Annotated in this window: 16 protein-coding genes, 1 pseudogene and 1 riboswitch; of the genes and pseudogenes, 11 read left to right on the forward strand and 6 right to left on the reverse strand. The window is 66.7% G+C overall.

What is annotated here, in order from left to right; translation table 11 throughout:
• Positions 1 to 28: 28 nt before the first annotated feature.
• Positions 29 to 538, forward strand: coding sequence for a phosphoribosyltransferase (locus BJF89_RS16025; protein ID WP_075816058.1), 510 nt, complete (start codon positions 29 to 31; stop codon positions 536 to 538).
• Between the two features lie 11 nt (positions 539 to 549).
• Here BJF89_RS16025 and BJF89_RS16030 read toward each other — a convergent pair whose 3' ends face one another.
• A complete protein-coding gene (locus tag BJF89_RS16030; protein WP_075816059.1) occupies positions 550 to 2,262 on the reverse strand; it encodes an FAD-binding dehydrogenase in 1,713 nt (570 codons plus the stop codon).
• Between the two features lie 152 nt (positions 2,263 to 2,414).
• Here BJF89_RS16030 and BJF89_RS16035 point away from each other — a divergent pair, with 152 nt between their 5' ends.
• Positions 2,415 to 3,791, forward strand: coding sequence for an MFS transporter (locus tag BJF89_RS16035; RefSeq protein WP_083650924.1), 1,377 nt, complete (start codon positions 2,415 to 2,417; stop codon positions 3,789 to 3,791).
• A 3-nt stretch (positions 3,792 to 3,794) separates the two neighbouring features.
• Here BJF89_RS16035 and BJF89_RS16040 read toward each other — a convergent pair whose 3' ends face one another.
• Positions 3,795 to 5,117, reverse strand: a complete 1,323-nt coding sequence (locus tag BJF89_RS16040; protein ID WP_075816060.1) for a class I SAM-dependent methyltransferase — start codon at positions 5,115 to 5,117, stop codon at positions 3,795 to 3,797.
• Between the two features lie 328 nt (positions 5,118 to 5,445).
• Here BJF89_RS16040 and BJF89_RS16045 point away from each other — a divergent pair, with 328 nt between their 5' ends.
• The 3 genes and pseudogenes from BJF89_RS16045 (at position 5,446) to BJF89_RS16060 (ending at position 10,188) form a co-directional block, all read left to right on the forward strand.
• The gene (locus BJF89_RS16045) at positions 5,446 to 6,873 is read left to right on the forward strand and encodes an NAD(P)/FAD-dependent oxidoreductase (RefSeq protein WP_075816061.1); all 1,428 of its coding nucleotides are present in this window, start codon (positions 5,446 to 5,448) and stop codon (positions 6,871 to 6,873) included.
• A 98-nt stretch (positions 6,874 to 6,971) separates the two neighbouring features.
• Positions 6,972 to 7,067: riboswitch (TPP riboswitch) on the forward strand.
• Positions 7,068 to 7,077: 10 nt separating this feature from the next.
• On the forward strand, positions 7,078 to 7,920 hold the full coding sequence (gene thiM, locus BJF89_RS16050; RefSeq protein ID WP_139312129.1) for a hydroxyethylthiazole kinase: 843 nt from the start codon (positions 7,078 to 7,080) through the stop codon (positions 7,918 to 7,920).
• Positions 7,917 to 10,188 (forward strand): annotated as a pseudogene (locus tag BJF89_RS16060) (bifunctional hydroxymethylpyrimidine kinase/phosphomethylpyrimidine kinase). Before thiM ends, BJF89_RS16060 begins: the two are co-directional and overlap by 4 nt.
• A 1-nt stretch (position 10,189) precedes the next feature.
• Here the strand turns inward: BJF89_RS16060 and BJF89_RS16065 are convergent.
• Entirely contained in the window at positions 10,190 to 10,696 is a 507-nt protein-coding gene (locus BJF89_RS16065) for a PaaI family thioesterase (protein ID WP_083650928.1), read from the reverse strand.
• 105 nt (positions 10,697 to 10,801) lie between these two features.
• Here BJF89_RS16065 and gndA point away from each other — a divergent pair, with 105 nt between their 5' ends.
• The 6 genes from gndA to BJF89_RS16095 all read left to right on the forward strand — a co-directional run bounded on the left by gndA (position 10,802) and on the right by BJF89_RS16095 (position 18,000).
• The gene (gene gndA / locus BJF89_RS16070; RefSeq protein WP_075816065.1) at positions 10,802 to 12,250 is read left to right on the forward strand and encodes an NADP-dependent phosphogluconate dehydrogenase; all 1,449 of its coding nucleotides are present in this window, start codon (positions 10,802 to 10,804) and stop codon (positions 12,248 to 12,250) included.
• A gap of 342 nt (positions 12,251 to 12,592) precedes the next feature.
• Positions 12,593 to 13,735, forward strand: a complete 1,143-nt coding sequence (locus BJF89_RS16075; RefSeq protein ID WP_075816125.1) for a DEAD/DEAH box helicase — start codon at positions 12,593 to 12,595, stop codon at positions 13,733 to 13,735.
• Between the two features lie 7 nt (positions 13,736 to 13,742).
• Positions 13,743 to 15,128, forward strand: a complete 1,386-nt coding sequence (locus BJF89_RS16080) for a hemolysin family protein (protein WP_075816066.1) — start codon at positions 13,743 to 13,745, stop codon at positions 15,126 to 15,128.
• On the forward strand, positions 15,128 to 16,189 hold the full coding sequence (locus BJF89_RS16085) for a hemolysin family protein (RefSeq protein ID WP_075816126.1): 1,062 nt from the start codon (positions 15,128 to 15,130) through the stop codon (positions 16,187 to 16,189). The genes BJF89_RS16080 and BJF89_RS16085 overlap by 1 nt, the downstream gene beginning before the upstream one ends.
• Positions 16,179 to 17,165: a 3-methyladenine DNA glycosylase gene (locus BJF89_RS16090; protein ID WP_075816067.1), complete on the forward strand. Its 987-nt coding sequence runs from the start codon at positions 16,179 to 16,181 to the stop codon at positions 17,163 to 17,165. The genes BJF89_RS16085 and BJF89_RS16090 overlap by 11 nt, the downstream gene beginning before the upstream one ends.
• A complete protein-coding gene (locus BJF89_RS16095) occupies positions 17,143 to 18,000 on the forward strand; it encodes a hypothetical protein (protein WP_075816068.1) in 858 nt (285 codons plus the stop codon). Before BJF89_RS16090 ends, BJF89_RS16095 begins: the two co-directional genes overlap by 23 nt.
• Here the strand turns inward: BJF89_RS16095 and BJF89_RS16100 are convergent.
• The 3 genes from BJF89_RS16100 to odhI all read right to left on the reverse strand — a co-directional run bounded on the left by BJF89_RS16100 (position 17,997) and on the right by odhI (position 20,146).
• A complete protein-coding gene (locus tag BJF89_RS16100) occupies positions 17,997 to 18,566 on the reverse strand; it encodes a MerR family transcriptional regulator (protein ID WP_075816127.1) in 570 nt (189 codons plus the stop codon). The genes BJF89_RS16095 and BJF89_RS16100 overlap by 4 nt on opposite strands.
• Positions 18,567 to 18,899: 333 nt before the next feature.
• On the reverse strand, positions 18,900 to 19,640 hold the full coding sequence (locus BJF89_RS16105; RefSeq protein WP_075816069.1) for a MerR family transcriptional regulator: 741 nt from the start codon (positions 19,638 to 19,640) through the stop codon (positions 18,900 to 18,902).
• A 71-nt stretch (positions 19,641 to 19,711) separates the two neighbouring features.
• The gene (odhI, locus tag BJF89_RS16110; RefSeq protein WP_075816070.1) at positions 19,712 to 20,146 is read right to left on the reverse strand and encodes an oxoglutarate dehydrogenase inhibitor Odhl; all 435 of its coding nucleotides are present in this window, start codon (positions 20,144 to 20,146) and stop codon (positions 19,712 to 19,714) included.

A 20,146-nucleotide genomic window follows, 5' to 3' on the forward strand; every position in this document is an offset into this window, starting at 1 on the left:
CATGCCGCACACGATACGATGAGGAGCTATGAGCCCCACGAGCACTGAACGCGAGATTCTCACCTACGACCTCTTCGGCACCGCCATCAAGGAGCTGGCGCAGACGGTCGTGGACGACTACAAGCCCGACCTGATCCTCTCCATCGCCCGTGGCGGGCTTCTCATCGGTGGGGCCCTGGGCTACGCGATGGGCATCAAGAACGTCTCGGTGATCAACGTGGAGTTCTACACCGGTGTGGGCGAGACCCTGGACCAGCCGGTGATGCTGCCCCCGACCCCTGAGGCTGTCGACCTGTCCGGCATGAAGGTCCTGATCGCCGACGACGTCGCCGACTCCGGCAAGACCCTGGAGCTGGTCCAGGAGTACTGCGCCGAGACCGTCGCCGAGGCGCGCACCGCGGTGATCTACGAGAAGTCCCGTTCGATCATCAAGCCGGACTACGTGTGGAAGAAGACCGACCAGTGGATCGACTTCCCCTGGTCGGATTTCCCGGTCATCACACCCACCGGGACCCCCACCGGCGGCGAGGCGTCCTAGCTGCTTCGAAGCTACCGCGTCGTAGCTTCCGCCTGGCGTCCTGCGTCGGCTCGGCCCAGCGCTTCGCCGACACGCTTACCGCTGTGGATGCAGCCACCGAGGAATGTGCCCTCCAGGGCGTTCTTCCCGTGCATGCCGCCGCCACCGAAACCGGCTACCTCGCCGGCGGCGTACAGTCCCGGGAGGACCGTGCCGTCCGACCGCAGACACCTGCCTGACAGGTCGGTCTCGATCCCTCCGAGGGTCTTACGTGTCACGATCCGCAGTCGCACAGCGACCAGCGGGCCGTGCGCCGGGTCGAGGATCTTGTGCGGTTTCGCGGCCCGCACGATCTTGTCGCCGAGGAACTTACGTGCCGCCCCCAGGTAGTTGACCTGGGCGTCCTTGGAGAATTTGTTGTCGAGCTGGCTGTCGCGGTCCTCGATCTGTCCGCGGAGTTCCGCTGCGTCGATCACCGGCGCGGAGGCGTCCGTCAGGTCATTCATCCCCTCCACGAGTGACTCCAGGTCGTCGGCGATGACCCAGTCCTCTCCGTGCTCCATGAAGTTGCGTACCGCGACGTGCGTTCCTGGCCCGACCTTGCCGAGCAGCTTGCGTAGGGACTTGTCGGTGAGATCAGGATTCTGCTCGGATCCGGAGAAGATGAACTCCTTGTCGGCGATGGTCTGGTCGAGGACGAACCAGCTGTAGCCGTGTCCGGTGCGTCCGATGTGCTCCAGTGAGGCGAGGTTGTCGGAGCCCGGGAAGATGTTGGTGGGCAGTCGTTGTCCCGCCGCATCGAACCACAGGGTGCTGGGGCCGGGAATGATACGGATACCGTGACCGGGCCAGATCGGATCCCAGTTGGCCATTCCCTCGGTGTAGTGCCACATCCGGTCGGTGTTGACCGTCGTCGCACCGGCGTCGGTCGAGATACCGATCATCCGTCCGTCGACGTGCGCCGGCACGCCTGCCACCATGTCGGCCGGGCACTCCCCCCACCGCTCGGTCGGCCACGAACGACGCACCAGGTCGAGGTTGCCGCCGATGCCTCCGGACGTGACCGCCACCGCCGCACCCCGGTACTCGAAGGTGTCCACCACATCGCGCGGTGAGGCGACGCCCCGTCCCAGATCGTCGCAGGGTGCCAGGATACTGCCGCGTACACCGACCACCGCACCGTCCTCGACGAGCAGTTCATCGACCCGGTGACGGAACGCGAAGCGGACCGTGCCCCGCCGCTCCGCGTCGAGCAGTGGCTCCCGGAACACACGGACCACCTCCGGCCCGGTACCCCAGGTGAGATGGAACCGGGGGACCGAGTTCCCGTGCCCCGAAGCGTTCCCACTGCCCCGTTCCGCCCACCCCACCGTAGGCAGGACGTTGAGCCCGAGGGAGCGCAGGTAGTCGCGTTTCTCGGTCGCCGCGAAGTGGACGTACGCCCGGCCCCACTCACGCGGCCAGCGGTCGTTGTCGGACTCGTCGTAGTCTGCGGAGTTCCGCCAGTCGCGCCAGGCCAGATCCTCGGAGTCGTGGATCCCCATGAACTTCTGCTCCGGGCTGCCGACATAGAAGAGCCCGCCAAGCGACCAGTAGGCCTGGCCTCCGAGATTGGCACGGTTCTCCTGGTCAAGAACGAGCACCTCCCGTCCTGCCTTCTCAGCCTCATAGGCGGCGACGAGTCCGGCGAGGCCGGCCCCGACGATGATCACGGTGCTGTCTGTACTTCCTCGGTTCTCTCCCATACAAAAGGAGTCTAGGTGTCCCAGACGGTCCGGGGCACGAAAGGCCGGTATCCCACTCAACGGACAGTTGCGTTCGCTGTGTGGGAAGGGTAGTTTCCCTCATCGTCCTGTAGACACATTCACGTTTCCGAAGAGAGAATCGCAGCCACGCCATGACCACATCCCTCACCGATCATTCCGGCCCACCGCCGAAGGCCACGACCGCGCGGACAACCGGCAACAAGAAGAGCCGGGTGATCTTCGCGTCGACCATCGGTACGACGATCGAGTTCTACGACTTCTACGCCTACGCCACGGCCGCGATCATCGTCTTCCCGCACCTCTTCTTCCCGGAGAACGAGAACTCCACCGTCGGTCTTCTCGCCTCCCTCGCCACGTTCGGCCTGGCTTTCGTCGCCCGCCCGGTCGGCTCAGTCCTCTTCGGGCACTTCGGCGACCGGATCGGACGCAAAGCCACGCTGATCGGCGCCCTGCTGACCATGGGTATCGCCACCTTCATCATCGGACTGCTCCCCACCTACGAGCAGATCGGCCTGTGGGCGCCGGCGCTTCTCGCGTTGATGCGCTTCTGCCAGGGACTCGGGCTCGGCGGGGAATGGTCCGGAGCGGCGCTCCTGGCCACCGAAAACGCCGAGGAAGGCAAGCGGGCCCGTGCCGCGATGTGGCCCCAGCTCGGTGCCCCTTTCGGTTTCATCCTGGCCAACGGCCTGTTCCTCATCCTGGTCCTGGGGCTGGACCACACCCACGGCGAGCCTGGCGGCGCGTTCATGACCTGGGGATGGCGGGTGCCGTTCCTGCTGTCCTCGGTGATGGTGATCATCGGACTCTACGTGCGCTTCAAGCTCGAGGAAACCCCCGTTTTCCAGGACACCCTGGACAAGGGCGAGGACGTCAAGGTCCCTACCCTCGAGGTCTTCCGCACCGCCTGGCGCCCGGTCCTGCTCGGTACTTTCGTGATGGTCTCGACATACACCCTGTTCTACCTGGTGACGACCTGGTTCCTCTCCTTCGGTATCGGTGACCGCGACGCGGGTGAAGGTCTGGGGATCCCCTACAACCACTTCCTCGTCATCCAGCTGATCACCGTGCTGTTCTTCGTCATCGGCGTTCCCCTGGCCGGGTACCTGTCCGACACCGTGGGACGTCGCCGCTACCTCACCGTGGTCTCCGTCCTGATCCTGGTCTACTGCTGTGCGTTCCAGGCGTTCCTCGACCCGGCGACCTCCGGCGAGGTCAAGGCCGGGATCTTCCTGGGCATCGGCATGCTCCTGATGGGTCTGATCTTCGGCTCCATGTCCGCCGTCCTCCCCGAGATGTTCCCGACGAATGTGCGCTACACCGGCTCAGGCATCTCCTACAACGTCGCCTCCATCCTCGGCGCGGCCGTCGCCCCGTTCATCGCCGTGGCGCTGGCCACCGCCTACGGTCCCTGGGCAGTCGGCGTCTACCTCGCCGTCGTCGTGCTGATCAGCCTGGTGGCCATCCGTCTGATGCCGGAGACCAGGGACACCGACCTCTACACCGTGTAGCGCTCAGAACCGACGGAACACGAACTGCTCACAGTCCAGTGCTCCGGCACGGGCGAGTGCCTCGTGCAGTGCGAACTGGTAGTTCCACAGCCGTCGGTAGACGGCGTCGAAGCCCGCCGCAGCGGCGGCACGCTCCCGGGAGTTGAACGCCGAGCGCCACAGTGCCAGCGTGGTCGCATAGTGGGAGCCCATCCGGTTGCGTGCCGTGAGACGGAGACCCGCCCGGTTCGCTCGCGACAGCACGTGCTCGTCGGTGGGATACTCCACGGCGGGCCACACGTAGGCCCGCATCACGTCGAGACTCTCACCGACGGTCTCGTCCGGCAGGCCGGAGTCCGGCACACGCACCACCGACTGGATCACCGCGATCCCGTCGGACGCCAGCATGCGCTCGACGGCCCGGAGGAAGTGGATGGTGCCGTCGTCGCCGAGGGTCTCCATGCGTTCCACGCTGAAGATCGCGTCATAAGTACCCGACCACTGCCGGGGTGAGGGGACTGGCCCGCGGATCGTCTGCACACGCACGGCACCACCCACGCCGGCGTCGTGTGCATAGGCCCTGACCCGTTCCGCATGCTCGACGTCCGAGGTCAACACGTCCACGTGCGCTCCCCGTTGGGCCGCCATGACCGGGAGTGCACCACCGGAGGACGGCAGCTCCAGGACCCGGTGGCCCGGGCCGACCTGTGCCTCGTCGAGCATGGCGTTGATGCGGTGGCGTTGCGCCGAGTCCAGGTCGGCCCGGTCGACGAGTTCCGGGTCCGTCGGGGCATCGAAGTAGCGGACCGTCACCGCGGGATGATGACCGTCCTGATCCGGGTTCTCCACCTCGGATGTCCGCGTCCCGGAGGCGAAGAGTGCGGACCCGGTGGCACGGTAGCGCCCGGCGTAGATGTCCACCAGGCTGTCGGGGAGATCACCGGCACGCACATGTCCGGACACCCGCCGTCGCCGCCGGGACAGCGTCCGACCGAACCCGCCCTCCAACGGCTGGGTCAACAGCACCCCCAGGACGTCCGGCAGAGGCTCGGCGGTCCACTCCCCCGCCATGTACCCTTCAGCGAGGCCGAGCCACCCCGAGTCGACGACACGGTCGAGGACCAGTCCGTCATCCACCACGAACCGGGGAGTCGCCCCCGGCGTCAGGGCGACCCCGTGCTCCTGGGTGAGGTCCTCCAGACGTTGCTGCAGGTTAACCGCCCGCCGACCGAGAAACGACGCCTCAGGCAGACGCGCCACCCCCGGCCAGCGCTCGGGGTCGACGTAGGTCTCCCGAGCGTCCCGCGGGTCGCGACGGCGACGGCCGTCGTCGACAGGTGGTGCCACATCTGCCTCCGTCCTCGCTGGTAACATGCGTTCTCGACAAAAACTACCGTTCACCCCCGGTTGCACCCGAAACAGAAACGGGCTCGGCGAGAGCTGACCGCATCCTGCCCGCGTGATGAGGAGATCGACGACAGGCACTAGTATGGGCACTCAGGTCCGACGCGACCGGGAGGTCCGTCGGCTGACGACACTACACCGGCGTCCACCGACCCCCTGTAGAACACGCAGCAGTGCTAAAGACACAACGCAGAGAGAACACGTGGTGACCACCGGCGCCAACACAGACGAGCGCCCTCCCAGTCACCGCAGAACGAGGAGTATCGCTGATATGACAACCGCCACCCCCTTCCGGCCCTCGGGCCGTCACCATGTCGTCATCATCGGCGCAGGCTTCGGCGGGCTGTTCGCCGCCAAGAAGTTCGCTGGCGCCGACGTTGACGTGACCATCATCGACCGCACGAACCACCACCTCTTCCAGCCGTTGCTGTACCAGGTGGCCACCGGTGTGCTGTCCTCCGGAGAGATCGCCCCGACGATCCGCCAGATCCTGCGGAAGCAGAACAACGCCCGGGTCATCAAGGCCGAGGTACGCGACGTCGATGTCGACGACAAGATCATCACCGCTGACCTGGGTGGTAAGGACGTCGTCCTGCAGTACGACTCCCTCATCGTCGCCGCCGGCGCCGGGCAGTCCTACTTCGGTAACGACCACTTCGCCGAGTTCGCCCCGGGCATGAAGAGCATCGACGACGCCCTCGAACTCCGCGCCCGCATCACCGGCGCCTTCGAGCGCGCCGAGATCACCGACGACCCCGCCGAGAAGGCCCGTCAGCTTACTTTCGTCATCGTCGGCGCCGGCCCCACCGGCGTGGAGCTCGCCGGCCAGCTGGCCGAGATGGCCCACCGCACCCTGCGCAACGAATTCCGACGCACCGACACCGAGCAGACCCGTATCCTGCTGGTCGACGGTGGCCCCCAGGTCCTGCCCCCCTTCGGCAAGAAGCTCGGCCGCAAGGCACAGAAGACGCTCGAGAAGCTCGGCGTGGAGGTCGTCACCGACTCACTGGTGACCAACGTCGACCGCGACGGTGTCACCTGGAAGAACATGAAGACCGACGAAGAGACCACCGTCGCCGCGTACTGCAAGATCTGGTCCGCCGGCGTCGCGGCGAGCCCGTTGGGTAAGCACATCGCCGACCAGATCGACGGTGTCGAGGCTGACCGCGCCGGCCGCGTCCCGGTGAACAAGGATCTCTCCGTGGGTGACCACAAGGAGATCTTCGTCATCGGCGACATGATGAGCCTGGACAGGCTCCCGGGCCTGGCCCAGGTCGCCATCCAGGGTGGTGAGCACGCCGCCTCGGTCATCCGCGCCGAAGTCGAGGAGGGCCGCACCGAACGCCCCGACTTCAAGTACTTCGACAAGGGGACCATGGCGATCGTGTCCCGCTTCAATGCGGTGGTCAAGCTCGACAAGGCCGAGATCTCCGGGCCGATCGGCTGGTTCATGTGGCTCGCCGTGCACCTGATGTTCATGGTCGGATTCCGCAACCGTTTCGTCGCCGCCTACAGCTGGGGCCTGAACACCCTGTCGGCCAACCGGTGGCACCTGGTGGCCACCCGCCAGCAGCTGCATGCCCGTAACGCCCTGCGCAAGCTGCGGACCCTCGAGGACGAGCAGGACATCCGGTCCATCGAGGTCCGGGACAACCTGAAGTTCGGCGACGGTCGCGACACCCGCGCCGTGTCCGACTAGTCACGACGCCGCTTCCCCGGAGACCCCGGGCACACCCCTGACCACGGGTGTGCCCGGGGTCAGGCTTTTCTGCACAGTCACACACGGTAGGCTGGACCGCACGAGACACGGGGTGCGCGAAGACACGCGCTGAGAACACACCCGTTGAACCTGCTCTAGTTCGAACTAGCGAAGGGATGGTCCGTGTCAGACACGCTCACCACCATCGTCCATGCCGTCCACGACCTGCGTCAGCACGCTCCCCTGGTGCAGTGCATCACCAACCAGGTCGTCCCCCAGATCACCGCGAACGCCCTGCTCGCCGCAGGTGCCGCCCCGGCCATGGTCGACACGCCGGAAGAGGCCGCCGACTTCGCGGCAATCGCCTCCGGGCTACTGGTCAACACCGGCAGCCCCACTGCGGCCCAGTACTCCGCCATGCGTGAGGCCGTGCGCGGCGCGACCGCCGCGCACACCCCCTGGGTCCTCGACCCCGTCGCCTGCGGTGGACCGGCCGCACGCACCGAGTTCAGCCGTGACATCGTCACCCGTCAGCCCGCTGCGGTGCGCGGCAACGCCTCCGAGGTGATCGCCCTTGACGGTGGGGCCCAGGGAGGCGGTGGACGTGGAGTGGACTCGACTGACGAGGTCGATACCGCACTGCAGGCCGCCCGCTCCCTGGCGGAACGCACCGGCGGTGTCATCGCCGTCTCCGGGCCCCGGGACCTCATCGTGTCTACCACGCGTGCCAGCTGGCTGACCTCGGGCGATCCGATGATGCAGCGTGTCATCGGCACCGGCTGCTCTCTCGGCGCCCTGACCGCCGCCTACCTCGGCGTCGCCCGCACCGGGCAGGGGGGCCTGAGTGACCACGACGCCGTCCTCGCCGCACACGCCCACGTCGGCGCGGCCGGTGCACTCGCAGCACAGGATCAGGACGGCGACCGGAGAGGCCCGGGCAGTTTCGCCGTCGCCTGGCTCGATGCCCTCAATGCCGTCGCGGAGGACCCCTCGGGGATTCCCGGGTTGGTCTCGGTCGAGGAGATTGCCGAGGAGACCGCCGGATGACGCTGAGCCGCAGCACCGGAACCTCGGTCGACTGGGGGCTCTACCTCGTCACTGATCCCGTCCTCGGCGGCGGGCGCGACGCCGTGCCGGGCATCGTCAGCACGGCGCTCGGCGGAGGGGTGAGCGTCGTCCAGCTCAGGGACAAGACCCTCGACGACGACGCCTTCACGGCCCGTGCCACAGAACTGGCCGGCGCTCTCGCCGGCACCGGCGTCCCCCTGTTCGTCAACGACAGGATCAACATTGCGCGCCGCCTCGGACTACACCTGCATATCGGCCAGGACGACATCGATTTCCGCGCCGCCCGCTCGATGCTCCCCGACGATCTGATGATCGGACTGTCCGTCGACGACCACGCCCAGATCGTGGACATCGAGCACCTCATGCGTGACGGTGTCCGGCCCCCAGACATTCTGGGGCTCGGGCCGGTGGATCTCACGGACACCAAGACGGACACCGGAAGTGCCCTGGGTGTCACGGGCCCCGGCAGCGTCGACGACCTCGCCTCACACGCCCTCGAGCTCGGCATCCCCTCCGTCGCCATCGGGCACGTCAACGCCGGTAATGCTGCAGCTCTGGGACGCACCGCCGTGGCAGGCATCTGCGTGGTCTCGGCTGTCATGACTGCCGAGGACCCCGCCGCGGCGCCCGTGAACTGCGTTCACTATGCCCCCGACCACTCAACCCCACCGCTGTAGAGGACCCCGCATGATCCCCCGAGTACTCAGCATCGCCGGCACCGACCCCACCGGCGGTGCCGGCGCACAGGCCGACATCAAGTCCATCGGAGCTGCGGGTGGCTTCGCCATGAGCGTTGTCACCGCCCTCGTCGCCCAGAACACCCACGGCGTGCGGCAGGTACACACCCCCGACACCGACTTCCTGGTCGCCCAGCTCGACGCCGTCTTCGACGATGTGACGGTCGACGCCGTCAAGATCGGGATGCTCGGCACCGCAGAGATCACCCGCACCGTCACCGCCTACCTCGCCGACCACCCGGTGCCGGTCACCGTCGTCGACCCGGTGATGGTGGCCACCAGCGGCGACCGTCTGCTCACGGAAGACGCGGAAGCCGCCCTCCGCGACCTGTGCCGGACGGTGGACGTGATCACGCCGAACCTCGCCGAACTCGCCGTCCTCGGCGGCACGGCGACCGCCTCCACGCTGGACGAGGCGCTGGAGCAGGGACGCACGCTCGCCGCGGACCTGCAGACGACCGTCATCGTCAAGGGCGGTCACCTCTCCGGCCCCACCGCCGACAATGCGGTCGTCTCACCGGACGGACAGGTCACCACAGTCCCGGTGCCCCGCGTCGTCACCCACAACACCCACGGCACCGGGTGCTCCCTGTCCTCGGCACTGGCCACGCGGATCGCCGCCGGAGCCGATCACGCCGCCGCGCTCCGGTGGTCCAGCCGATGGCTGTCCGAGGCCATCCGACACGCCGACGACCTGCATGTCGGGTCCGGCAACGGGCCGGTGGACCACACCCACCGTGCCCGGCGACTGTCGCAGGCGGCCGACACCACCCCGTGGCACCTGACCGCATCCGTCCCTGAACTCCTCACTGACCCGGCGGACCTCGCCACGGTGGGCGCCGCGGGCACCCCCGTCCCGGTAGATGCCCGGATCCCGGCTGCCGGCCCATGGACGGCCGCCCTGTGGCAGGCACAGTCGCCCCTGCTCCGGGCGATCACCGGCCTGCCGTTCATCACAGACCTCGGGACCGGCACCCTGGACTCCGATGACTTCAACTTCTACCTCGCCCAGGACGCGGTCTACCTGTCGCAGTATTCCCCCGCGCTCGCCGCGCTGGGGGCCACCGCCCCCGATCCCGTCTCCGCCCTCTTCTGGGTCCGGGGCGCCGTCGAATGCCTCGAGGAAGAGGCGACACTGCACCGCACCTGGCTGGGGGACGCCGCTCCCGCCGCGCCGTCCCACATCACCTCGTCCTACACCTCACACCTGATGCGCTGTGTGCAGGCCCGCGACCATGTCGTCGGCGCCGCCGCCGTACTTCCGTGCTACTGGCTCTATGCAGAAGTCGGCCTGGAACTCGCCGGGCGGTCCACCCCGGACAACCCCTACGCCGCCTGGCTGGACACCTACTCCGGCGGCGACTTCACCGACAGCGTCCGGCAGGCTGTCGCTCTCGTCGAAGACGCTTTCGAGACCGCCGGCCCCCGGCAGCGCGCCGAGGCCGCACGGGCGTTCCTCGACGCCGCCCGGTGGGAGGTCGAGTTCTTCGACCAGGCGCACCGACGCTGACCTACTGGCGCGGCACCACCACGGTGCGCAGTTCAGTGGTGGCGCACAACTTCCCCGAGGCGGCGTTGACATGGTCGATGCGCCAGAGCTGACTGGTCCGACCGGTGTGCACGGCGTGGGCGGTGGAACGGATGACGTCGCCCGGGGTGGAGGGGCGCAGGAAGTTCGTCGCATTGGTCGTCCCCATCACCATGCCCCCGCCACCGGCGATGAATCCGGCGAAGGACCCTGCGGACTCTCCCATCGTCGCGTAGACGCCACCGTTGGTGATCCCCCAGGGCTGCACGTGATCGGTGGTGACAGTCAGCTCCACGACCACCTCGGGAACGAATTCGACGTACCGCAGCCCGAGCGTACGGTCCAGGGACGGGATCGACGACTCGAAGATTCCCGAGAGCTCCGCTGTCTGTGCCTCGGTGAGTTCGCCCTTACTCGCGGACGTCATCAGTTCCAGCATCCGGTCCAGCGCACCGTCGTCCGTACCGGTCCGTCCCTCAGTCTGCGTCATCGCCTGTTACTCCTCATATCCGTAATGTCGTGTATTCGGGCGAGTCTAGCGACAGACCGCCCGCAGCGGGCGGAGTTGGTCCGGAGGGGGCTATCATGGTGCACCATGACAGAATCCTCCGCACAGATCGGCGTTGTCGGCCTCGCAGTGATGGGCTCCAACATCGCCCGGAACTTCGCCAACCACGGCCACAGCGTTGCCGTCTACAACCGCACCGCCGCAAAAACGGACGCGTTCATGGCCGAGTTCGGAACCACCGGCAGCTTCGTGCCCTCCACCTCCATCGACGAATTCGTCGCTTCCCTGGAACGCCCACGTCGCGCCCTGATCATGGTGCAGGCCGGTCCCGCCACCGACACCGTGATCTCCCAACTCGCCGACGCCATGGAACCCGGCGACATCATCATCGACGGTGGAAACGCCCTCTACACGGACACCATCCGCCGCGAAGCCGAGATGTCCGAACGGGGCCTGCACTTCGTCGGTGCCGGAATCTCCGGCGGTGAGGAAGGCGCGCTCAACGGCCCGGCCATCATGCCCGGCGGGCCCGCCGAGTCCTACAAGTCACTCGGCCCCCTGCTCGAAGACATCTCCGCCAAGGTCGACGGCACCCCGTGCTGCACCCACATCGGCCCCGACGGAGCCGGTCACTTCGTCAAGATGGTCCACAACGGCATCGAGTACGCCGATATGCAGGTCATCGGCGAGGCCTACCACCTGCTGCGCTACGCCGCGGGTATCGAGCCCACCGAGATCGCACAGATCTTCCGCACCTGGAACGACGGCGACCTCGACTCCTACCTCATCGAGATCACCGCGGAGGTCCTCTCCCAGACCGACGCCGCGACCGGCAAACCCCTGATCGACGTCATTGTGGACGCTGCCGGCCAGAAGGGCACGGGCCGCTGGACCGTCAAGGCGGCCCTCGACCTGGGCATCCCCACCACAGGCATCGGCGAAGCCGTCTTCGCCCGGGCACTGTCCGGTGCGCGCGACCAACGCGCCGCCACCACCGGCAACCTCCCCTCCGGTGAGCTCACCACGCTGGAGACCCTCGGTGTCTCGAAGGACGACTTCGTCGAGGATGTCCGACGCGCCCTGTACGCCTCCAAACTGGTCGCCTACGCCCAGGGCTTCGACGAGATCAAGGCGGGCTCCGACGAGCATGGGTGGGACGTGGACCCCCGTGATCTCGCGACCATCTGGCGTGGCGGATGCATCATCCGCGCGAAGTTCCTCAACCGCATCGTGGACGCCTACAACACCGACCCCGGTGTCCAGTCACTGCTCCTGGACCCGTACTTCAACAACGAGGTCGGCACCCTCGTGGACTCCTGGCGGCGCGTTGTCGTCGCCTCCACCCAGCTCGGGCTGCCGATCCCGGTGTTCGCGTCCTCACTGTCCTACTACGACTCGCTGCGGTCCGAGCGACTGCCCGCCGCACTCATCCAGGGACAGCGCGACTTCTTCGGTGCACACACCTACGAGCGCACCGACCGCGCCGGGCACTTCCACACCCTCTGGTCCGCAGACCGCAGCGAGGTGGAAGCGTAACCCGTGTCAGGTCAACAAGAAGGACGGCGCAGCACCAACGCCGGTGGTCAGAACCGGCGACGCAAGGTCGTCCGAGGCAGCCGTGCGGGAAACCGTACAGGCAAACGCACGGCGGACTCGTCCGCGAACGGGTCATCCGAGACCGGCCAGCGTTCGAGTCAGGGGCGCCATGCACCCCAGAAACAGGGCAACCGTCCGCAGCACAAGAACAACCGGCAACGCCCACAGCGTCGCCCGCAGGAACCTCGCATCCAGCAGGAGAAGCGACAGCCCCGGGTGACCGAGGTTGCCGGCCCCGCCGAGCCCGCTGCCGGTGTGGACACATCAGTGCTCTTCGCCGACATGGGGTTACCCGATCCTGTCGTCAAGGAGCTTGCCACCCAGGGCCTCAAGCACCCGTTCCCTATCCAGGCTGCAGCCATCCCGGACGGACTGGCGGGCAAGGATGTCCTGGGACGTGGCCCGACCGGCTCCGGCAAGACCTTCACCTTCGGTCTCCCGGTCATCACCCGGCTCACCGGCGGGGCGTCCCGGCCCGGTAAGCCACGGGCCCTGATCCTGGTCCCGACACGCGAACTCGCCCAGCAGGTCGCCGGACGTCTCCGTCCCCTGGCCGAATCCGTCGGACAACGCGTCATTGAGGTCGTCGGTGGCGTGAACATCAAGCGCAACCTCACAGCCCTGGCCCGGCCGGTCGACATTCTGGTCGCCACCCCGGGACGGGCGGAAGATCTCATCCGCCAGAAAGCACTCGACCTGACCCAGGTCGACATCGTCGCCCTCGACGAGGCCGACCAGATGGCGGACATGGGGTTCCTGCCCCAGGTCCGCCGTCTCGTCGACCACATCCCCGCCGACGCCCAGCACCTGTTCTTCTCCGCCACTCTGGACGGAGACATCAAGGTGCTCGTCCAGCGGTACATGAATGACCCGATCACCCACTCCACCGGGGAGGTCCGGGCCAAGGTCGACACCATGTCACACTTCCTCGGAGTCGTGGACGACAAACCTGCCCGGAACGACGTCGTCCTGCAGCTCGGACGCGCCTCGACGCGGACGATCATGTTCATGCGCACCAAACACACCGTCGACCGTCAAGTTAAGAAGCTTGTCCGGGATGGTGTTCCTGCAGTAGGAATCCACGGCAACAAGGGACAGGGCGCGAGAACCCGGGCCATCGAGGAATTCTCCGACGGTCGTGCCACCGTCCTTGTCGCCACGGACATCGCGGCCCGTGGTATCGACATCAAGGGTGTCGACCTGGTCGTGCACATCGACCCGCCGGCAGAGCACAAGGCGTACGTCCACCGTGCGGGCCGCACCGCACGGGCCGGTGAGGCAGGCACCGTCCTGACTCTCACCACCGCCGACACCCGTCGTGACACCGAGCAGATGATGCGGAAGGCCGGGGTCAGCCCCACTGAATGGGTGCTGGACCGTCACGGCGTCACCGCGTACCTCGGCGAGCTGGGGCTGGACAGGTAGGACTGGGATGGACATCCTGCTCAGCATCCTGGGCCTTGCGGGCTTCGTGTTGTTGACCGCCGGCACCGGACTCTTCGTCGCCGTCGAGTTCTCCACAACCAGCCTGGAGCGTTCGACCATCGAGGACGACATCGCCGCACGCGGTGATGCCGCGTCGAAGATGGTCAAGCGCGCCCACAGCGACCTCAGCTTCATGCTGTCCGGGTCGCAGCTGGGCATCACCGTCACCACCCTGGCGACCGGCTATCTCGCTGAACCGATTCTCGCCAGGTTCTTCACCCCGGCGCTCGAACTCGTGGGACTGGGGGCGTCCGCGTCGACGTCCGTCGCCCTCATCCTCAGCCTGATCATCGCCACCATCCTGTCGATGGTCTTCGGCGAGCTGGTCCCGAAGAACCTCGCCATCGCCAATCCTCTGCAGGTGGCGCGTCTCCTGACCCGTCCGGTGTGGATCTTCAACACCGTCTTCCACCGGTTCATCCAGCTGATGAACAACACCGCCAACGTGATCGTACGGCGGTTCGGGATCGAGCCGGCCGACGAACTGGCCTCGGCGCGCTCACCCCAGGAACTCTCCGCCCTGGTCCGCCACTCCTCCGGTGCCGAGGGATTCGACCAGTCCAAGGTGCGCATCCTCGACCGCTCCCTCAAGTTCGGTGACGCCAGCGCCGAGGACTTCATGACGCCGCGGTCCACCGTCGACACCCTGGAGACCACGGATACCGCGCTCGACCTCATCCGTGAGGCGCACGAGTCCGGGCATTCCCGCTTCCCGGTGGTCAACGGTGACCTCGATGAGACGATCGGGGTCGTCCACGTCAAGGATGCACTCACCATTCCTGCGGCGGACCGGGCGTCGACCCCGGTCCGGGACCTGGCACGCCGGGTCCCCACCGTCCCCACGAGTCTCGGCGGCGACGCCGTCCTCAACCTGGTCCGGTCCGCCGGCTCCCAGCTCGTCCTCGTCGTCGACGAATACGGCGGAACAGCCGGCATCGTGTCCATCGAGGATGTCGTCGAGGAGATCCTCGGCGAAGTCTGGGACGAACACGATGACCGGACGGACTCCGAGGTCCAGCGCAGCGGGCAGTTCTGGGACCTCTCCGGCCTGGTGCGCTGCGACGAACTCGAGGACGCCTGCGGTTATGCAGCACCGGACGGCCCCTACGAGACGCTGGGAGGACTGGTGATGTCGACACTCGGCCGCATTCCGGCCGAGGGCGACAGGGTCCTGCTCCCCCGCAGCGAGCGTGACCTCGTGGAGCGCGTCACCGACGGAAACCCGGTCCGGTGGGAAGCCACCGTGGTGTCCATGGACAACCGCCGGATCGACCGTGTCCAGCTCCGACCGGTCCCCGACACCCATGTCGTGGCCGAGGACGGTGACTCATGATGAATGATCTCTGGGCTATCGCCCTCGCCGTTCTCCTCCTGGGACTCAACGCCTACTTCGTGGGGGTGGAGTTCTCCCTGATCTCGTCGCGTCGTGACCGGCTGGAGAACATGATCGCCGCCGGGAACCGCCGCGCAAGCAAGGTCCTCTACGCGATCGAGCACCTCACGATCATGCTCGCCGGTGCCCAGTTCGGGATCACCGTGGCCTCGGTGCTCCTCGGTAAAGTCGGCGAACCTGCGATCGCGCACCTCATCGAGGCCCCGTTTCACGCCGCCGGGCTCCCGGAGAATCTTCTCCATCCGGTCTCGTTCGCGATCTCCCTGCTGATCGTGACCATCCTGCACATCATTCTCGGCGAAATGGTCCCGAAGAACATCGCTCTCGCGGGCCCGGAGACGGTCGCGACGGTCCTGGTCGCCCCGCACCTGCTGTTCTGCCGCCTGGTGCACCCGGCCATGGTGTTCCTCAACTGGATCGCCAGGATCACCCTGAAGCTGTTCGGGGTGGAGCAGAAAGATGAGCTGGACTCCACCGTGTCCCCCTCCGAGCTCTCCCAGATGATCGCGGAATCCCGGTCCGAGGGACTGATCGGTCCCTCGGAGGCCACTCGACTCTCGAAGGCCCTGAACTCCTCCAAACGTACCCTCAGTGAGGTGATGATCCCCCGGTCGGAGGTCCACACCATCCCGGTCGACGCCGACACCGGGCGGATTACGGTGGGACAGGTCGAAGAAGCCGTCTCCGACACCGGGTACTCGCGCTTCCCCGTCGCCGGACCATCCGGTAACTACCTGGGGTACATCCACGTCAAGGACGTCCTCGACAACCTCCTGGACCCGGCAACCGGCCCGGAACAGCTCGTGGACGCCCATGACATCCGCACGTTGATCACCGTCGAAGGTGGAGTGAACTTCGACCACGCGATGAAGGAACTGCGCAGGACGAGTTCACACATGGCCCAGATCTCCGACGGCGGTACCGTGGTCGGGGTGATCACCCTGGAAGACGTCATCGAGGAACTCGTCGGAACCGTGAGGGACTGGACCCATGACGACTGACACGACGACTGACACGACGTCTGGCACCACGCCCGGCACGGTCCTCTCCCCGGCGCAGTGGCGGCACCGGGAAGCGACCCACCGCAGTTGCGTCGAGCAGCTCACAGCCGGTCACCGTGAGCGGCGCTCCCGGGGGGAACGCCACCCCGTCTGGGACTTTATGTTTTCCTATTATCCGGTCACACCGGGGAAGCTGGGCCGGTGGAACCCCGGGTTCGGTGTCTCGCTCGTCGCCGACGCCGGCGACCGACCGGGGACCACCGGTAGTCTCCGGGAGTTTCAGGACGACCGTGACACGCCGTTGTGGGAACTCGACGCCCCTGCCCTCATGGCGAAGCGGGGCCGTAGCTTCCGCTATATCCGACGTCTGCTCGCCGCCACGGTGGAGCACACCCCTCGCTTCAGCTGTTTCGGTATGCACGAGTGGGCGATGGTCTACCGTGACACACCACGTCACCCGGAGCCGCTCAGACTCGGTGCTGACGGCACAGACAGGGTCGTCGAGAACAACACGCTGCGGTGCACCCACATCGACGCATTCCGCTTCTTCACCGATGAGGCGGTCCCCCGGAACACCCTGTACCCGACCAGGGCGACCCAGGCCGAGATGGAACAGCCGGGCTGTCTGCACGCCACCATGGACCTGTACAAGTGGGCGACGAAACTCGGGCCGCTGGTCCCCGGCGAACTCTGGCTCGACACGTTCCGGTTGGCATGTGACGTCCGCCGGACCGACATGGAGGCCAGCCCGTACGATCTGCGCGACTGGGGCTTCGAGCCGGTCGCCGTGGAAACCGCGGAGGGCCGTGCGGAGTATGTTCGACGACAGCGGGACTTTGCGGCGCGGGGGCAGGTCCTGCGTCGGTCCCTGGTTGACCTGATCGACGGCTTCTTCCGCTCAGTACCTCCGGTCGATGCGACCGGCGGATTCGAGAATGACTTGGAGAACAGCTATGGCACGGCACAGCGCGGATGAGTCCCGGGTCAGGGTGGCGGGGTGGGTCTGGATAGCCCTTACCTCCCTGATACTGGTCGTCGCCGTCGTGGTGGGGTGGTTCGTACTCGCCGGGCGGCAGGATGACGAGAACTCAGCCGCATCCTGTATCGACGGCGAACAACGTCTCACCGTGTGGGCCGACCCGGCTGCGGCAGACGTCACACAGTCACTCGTCGAACAGTACAACGCTGAGGAGCCGGTGGTCCGTGACCGGTGTGTGACGGCCGTCGTGGAAATCACGTCGACCGCGGAAGCGACTGACGCCTACCGCCGCGTGGACCCGGGTGTCGCGCCCGTGTGGATCCCCGCTGGAACCGGATTCATCCCCGGACTGTCCGGTGCGCCGGACACGGTCGGCATCGTGGGCGCCGATGACCTGGTGCACTACGTCCCTGCAGACGGTGATCCGGACCTCTCAGCGGCCGTGTTGCCGACCGGCGCGGAGTCGATGGTGTCTGCTCTTGCCGCTGAGGCGGCCGGACGAGAGGTCGACGCGGACACCGTGGGGGCAGGCCCCTCTCTGCAGAACGCGCACGAACAGGGCCTACCGATGTTGACCTCGGCGGATCTGTTGGACGGCACGACGGCAGACACCGGCGAGGTTCACACCGTGGGTGAGGTCGTTTTCCCGCTCGTCGCATTCGGCTCTTCCCCTGCTGTCGACGAGAACTCGGCCCGCGCTGCGGCCGACTTCGCGGCATGGGCAGACGATTCAGAGACGGTCACCCCTGAACCTGCCTCACCGTGGCTCGCCCGGACTGCAGGAGCATTAGCGGGGATTCCCCTGGGCGGGCCGGACGGGGCGAACGGCTAGGACGACTTCCGGCGACGACGGGCGGCGAGCTCGTCGGACGGGTTGAACGCCGTGTCCGGCTGCACGACCGGCTCCGCAGGCTCGGAGGGGAATGCCGTGATCGTGCCGCTGAGTTCCTTCATCAGCCCCGGGACGGCGATGCCGAACACGCCTTGGCCGCCGGCGAGAAGGTCGATGACCTCCTCAGCGGACCGGCATTCGTAGACGGTCTTACCGTCGGAGACCAAGGTGATCCCCGCGAGGTCATCGACTCCGAGGTTACCCAGCTTGTCCACTGCACGACGGATGTTCTGCAGGGAGATTCCGGTGTCGAGCAGGCCCTTGACGATCTTCAAGACGAGGATGTCGCGGAATGAGTAGAGCCGCTGTGATCCGGAACCGTGGGCGGTTCGGATCGAGGGCTGGACCAGTTTGGTGCGCGCCCAGTAGTCGAGCTGCCGGTAGGTGATCCCGGCGACCTGGCAGGCGATCGTCACCCGGTAACCGACCTCCTGATCAGGACCGTCGACGTCGAACAAGGTGTCCTGCTGCGGCGACCGGGCAGCGTCGACAGCATCAGGGGCCATGCCCGTGTCTTTACCGGGAACATCCCGGGAGTCGCTCCGCTCCATGCTGATTCTCCTCTGTTCGGCGTGTCTGCTTGCACACCTGTGATTCACTGCTCTCAAGACTAGACGGGATGGCCGTGGAGTCAACCTGTAACGGTAAATGGTCACGCGGACCACGCCCTCATCCCTGACCCTCAACTTGAGGTCGAGGGTAATGCTAACATGATGGATGAGACGACAGGGATGTAACAACACGCGTGTCGTTCAGAAAAGAATCAGGAAAGACTAGAGCCCCGACCGGTCACAGGTGGTCGGGGCCACGGGCAACTCAGCAGGCCCGGGTACGGGGTGTCAACGCGGGAGCTTCCCCTTGATCAGTGCAGCGTGCAGGGAGACAACCAGTGCACTGACCTCGCGGCTGAGCTCGGCGGACCGCTCCCGCGCGTTCTCGTCACGACCATGGGCCACGGGACCAGCGACCTGGTTCACCAGATCCGCCTGCCGCTGGGCCTGCGTCGCCAACGTCTTGAGGTGACGGTTGTCGATCCCGTGCTCGCCCATCTTCGCAGCGATACGGACAACGTCGACGTCGTCGACAGAGAAGAAGCCGGCGGCATCCGGCGTAATCAGGGAGATCTTCACCAGCGCGGCGATGAATGAATCCTCGACGCCTGCCCGGGAGGCCACGTCAGCACGGGTCAGTCGTCGGACGGTGGCCTGTCGGAACTGCTCCGGGGTGACGGTGCCCGCAACGGACCGTCGCGCGTCGACCGGAGTCACCTTGCCCGAGTCCATGGCCTCGAGCTGCTCCTTGATCACCTTCAGCGGCAGAAAACTGTCGCGCTGATTGGCCAGGATATAGCGCAGCCGGGAGATGTCCTCCGGCGAGAAGCGCCGGTACCCCGACTTGCTGCGCTGCGGGGTGACGAGTCCCTCTGCCTCTAGGAAGCGAATCTTCGACACCGACACATCAGGGAAGTCAGCCTGAAGCTGCTTGAGAACGTCCCCGATGGACGAGGTGGGCAGGACCCGCCCCGTCGCGGGTCGGGACTCAGGCTGGGGCTGCCCTGCTGCGGCGGCATTCGCTGACACGGTACTCCTCACATCGGATGCGGGTCCGGTGACATGGTCTTGACAGAGGCGATACTACAGGAGGTCGAACCTCAGGCGTCCTTGGTGCCGTTGAGGAAGACCAGTCGGAACTTGCCGATCTGAATCTCGTCCCCGTTGCTGAGCACCGCGGAGTTCTTCGGCTCCCGGTTGACGTAGGTGCCGTTGAGACTTCCCACGTCCACCACCTCGTACTCCTCGCCGTTGCGACGGAACTCGGCGTGGCGACGCGAGACCGTCACGTCGTCGAGGAAGATGTCGCTGTCGGGGTGGCGGCCGGCCGCAGTCGTGTCCTGGTCGAGCAGGAACCGTGAGCCGGCGTTCGGACCACGCTTGACCACGAGGAGCGCAGAACCCGACGGGAGACCCTCCACACCAGCAGGTGCGGACTCGGACTGCGCACCGGTCTCCATCTCCTTGAGGAGGTCAGCACGGAAGACCGAGGTCGTCTCGACCGATGCTTCCGGGATCCCGGTGTTGTCGCTCAT

This window comes from Corynebacterium sp. CNJ-954 (assembly GCF_001942345.1).
Classification (GTDB): Bacteria; Actinomycetota; Actinomycetes; order Mycobacteriales; family Mycobacteriaceae; genus Corynebacterium.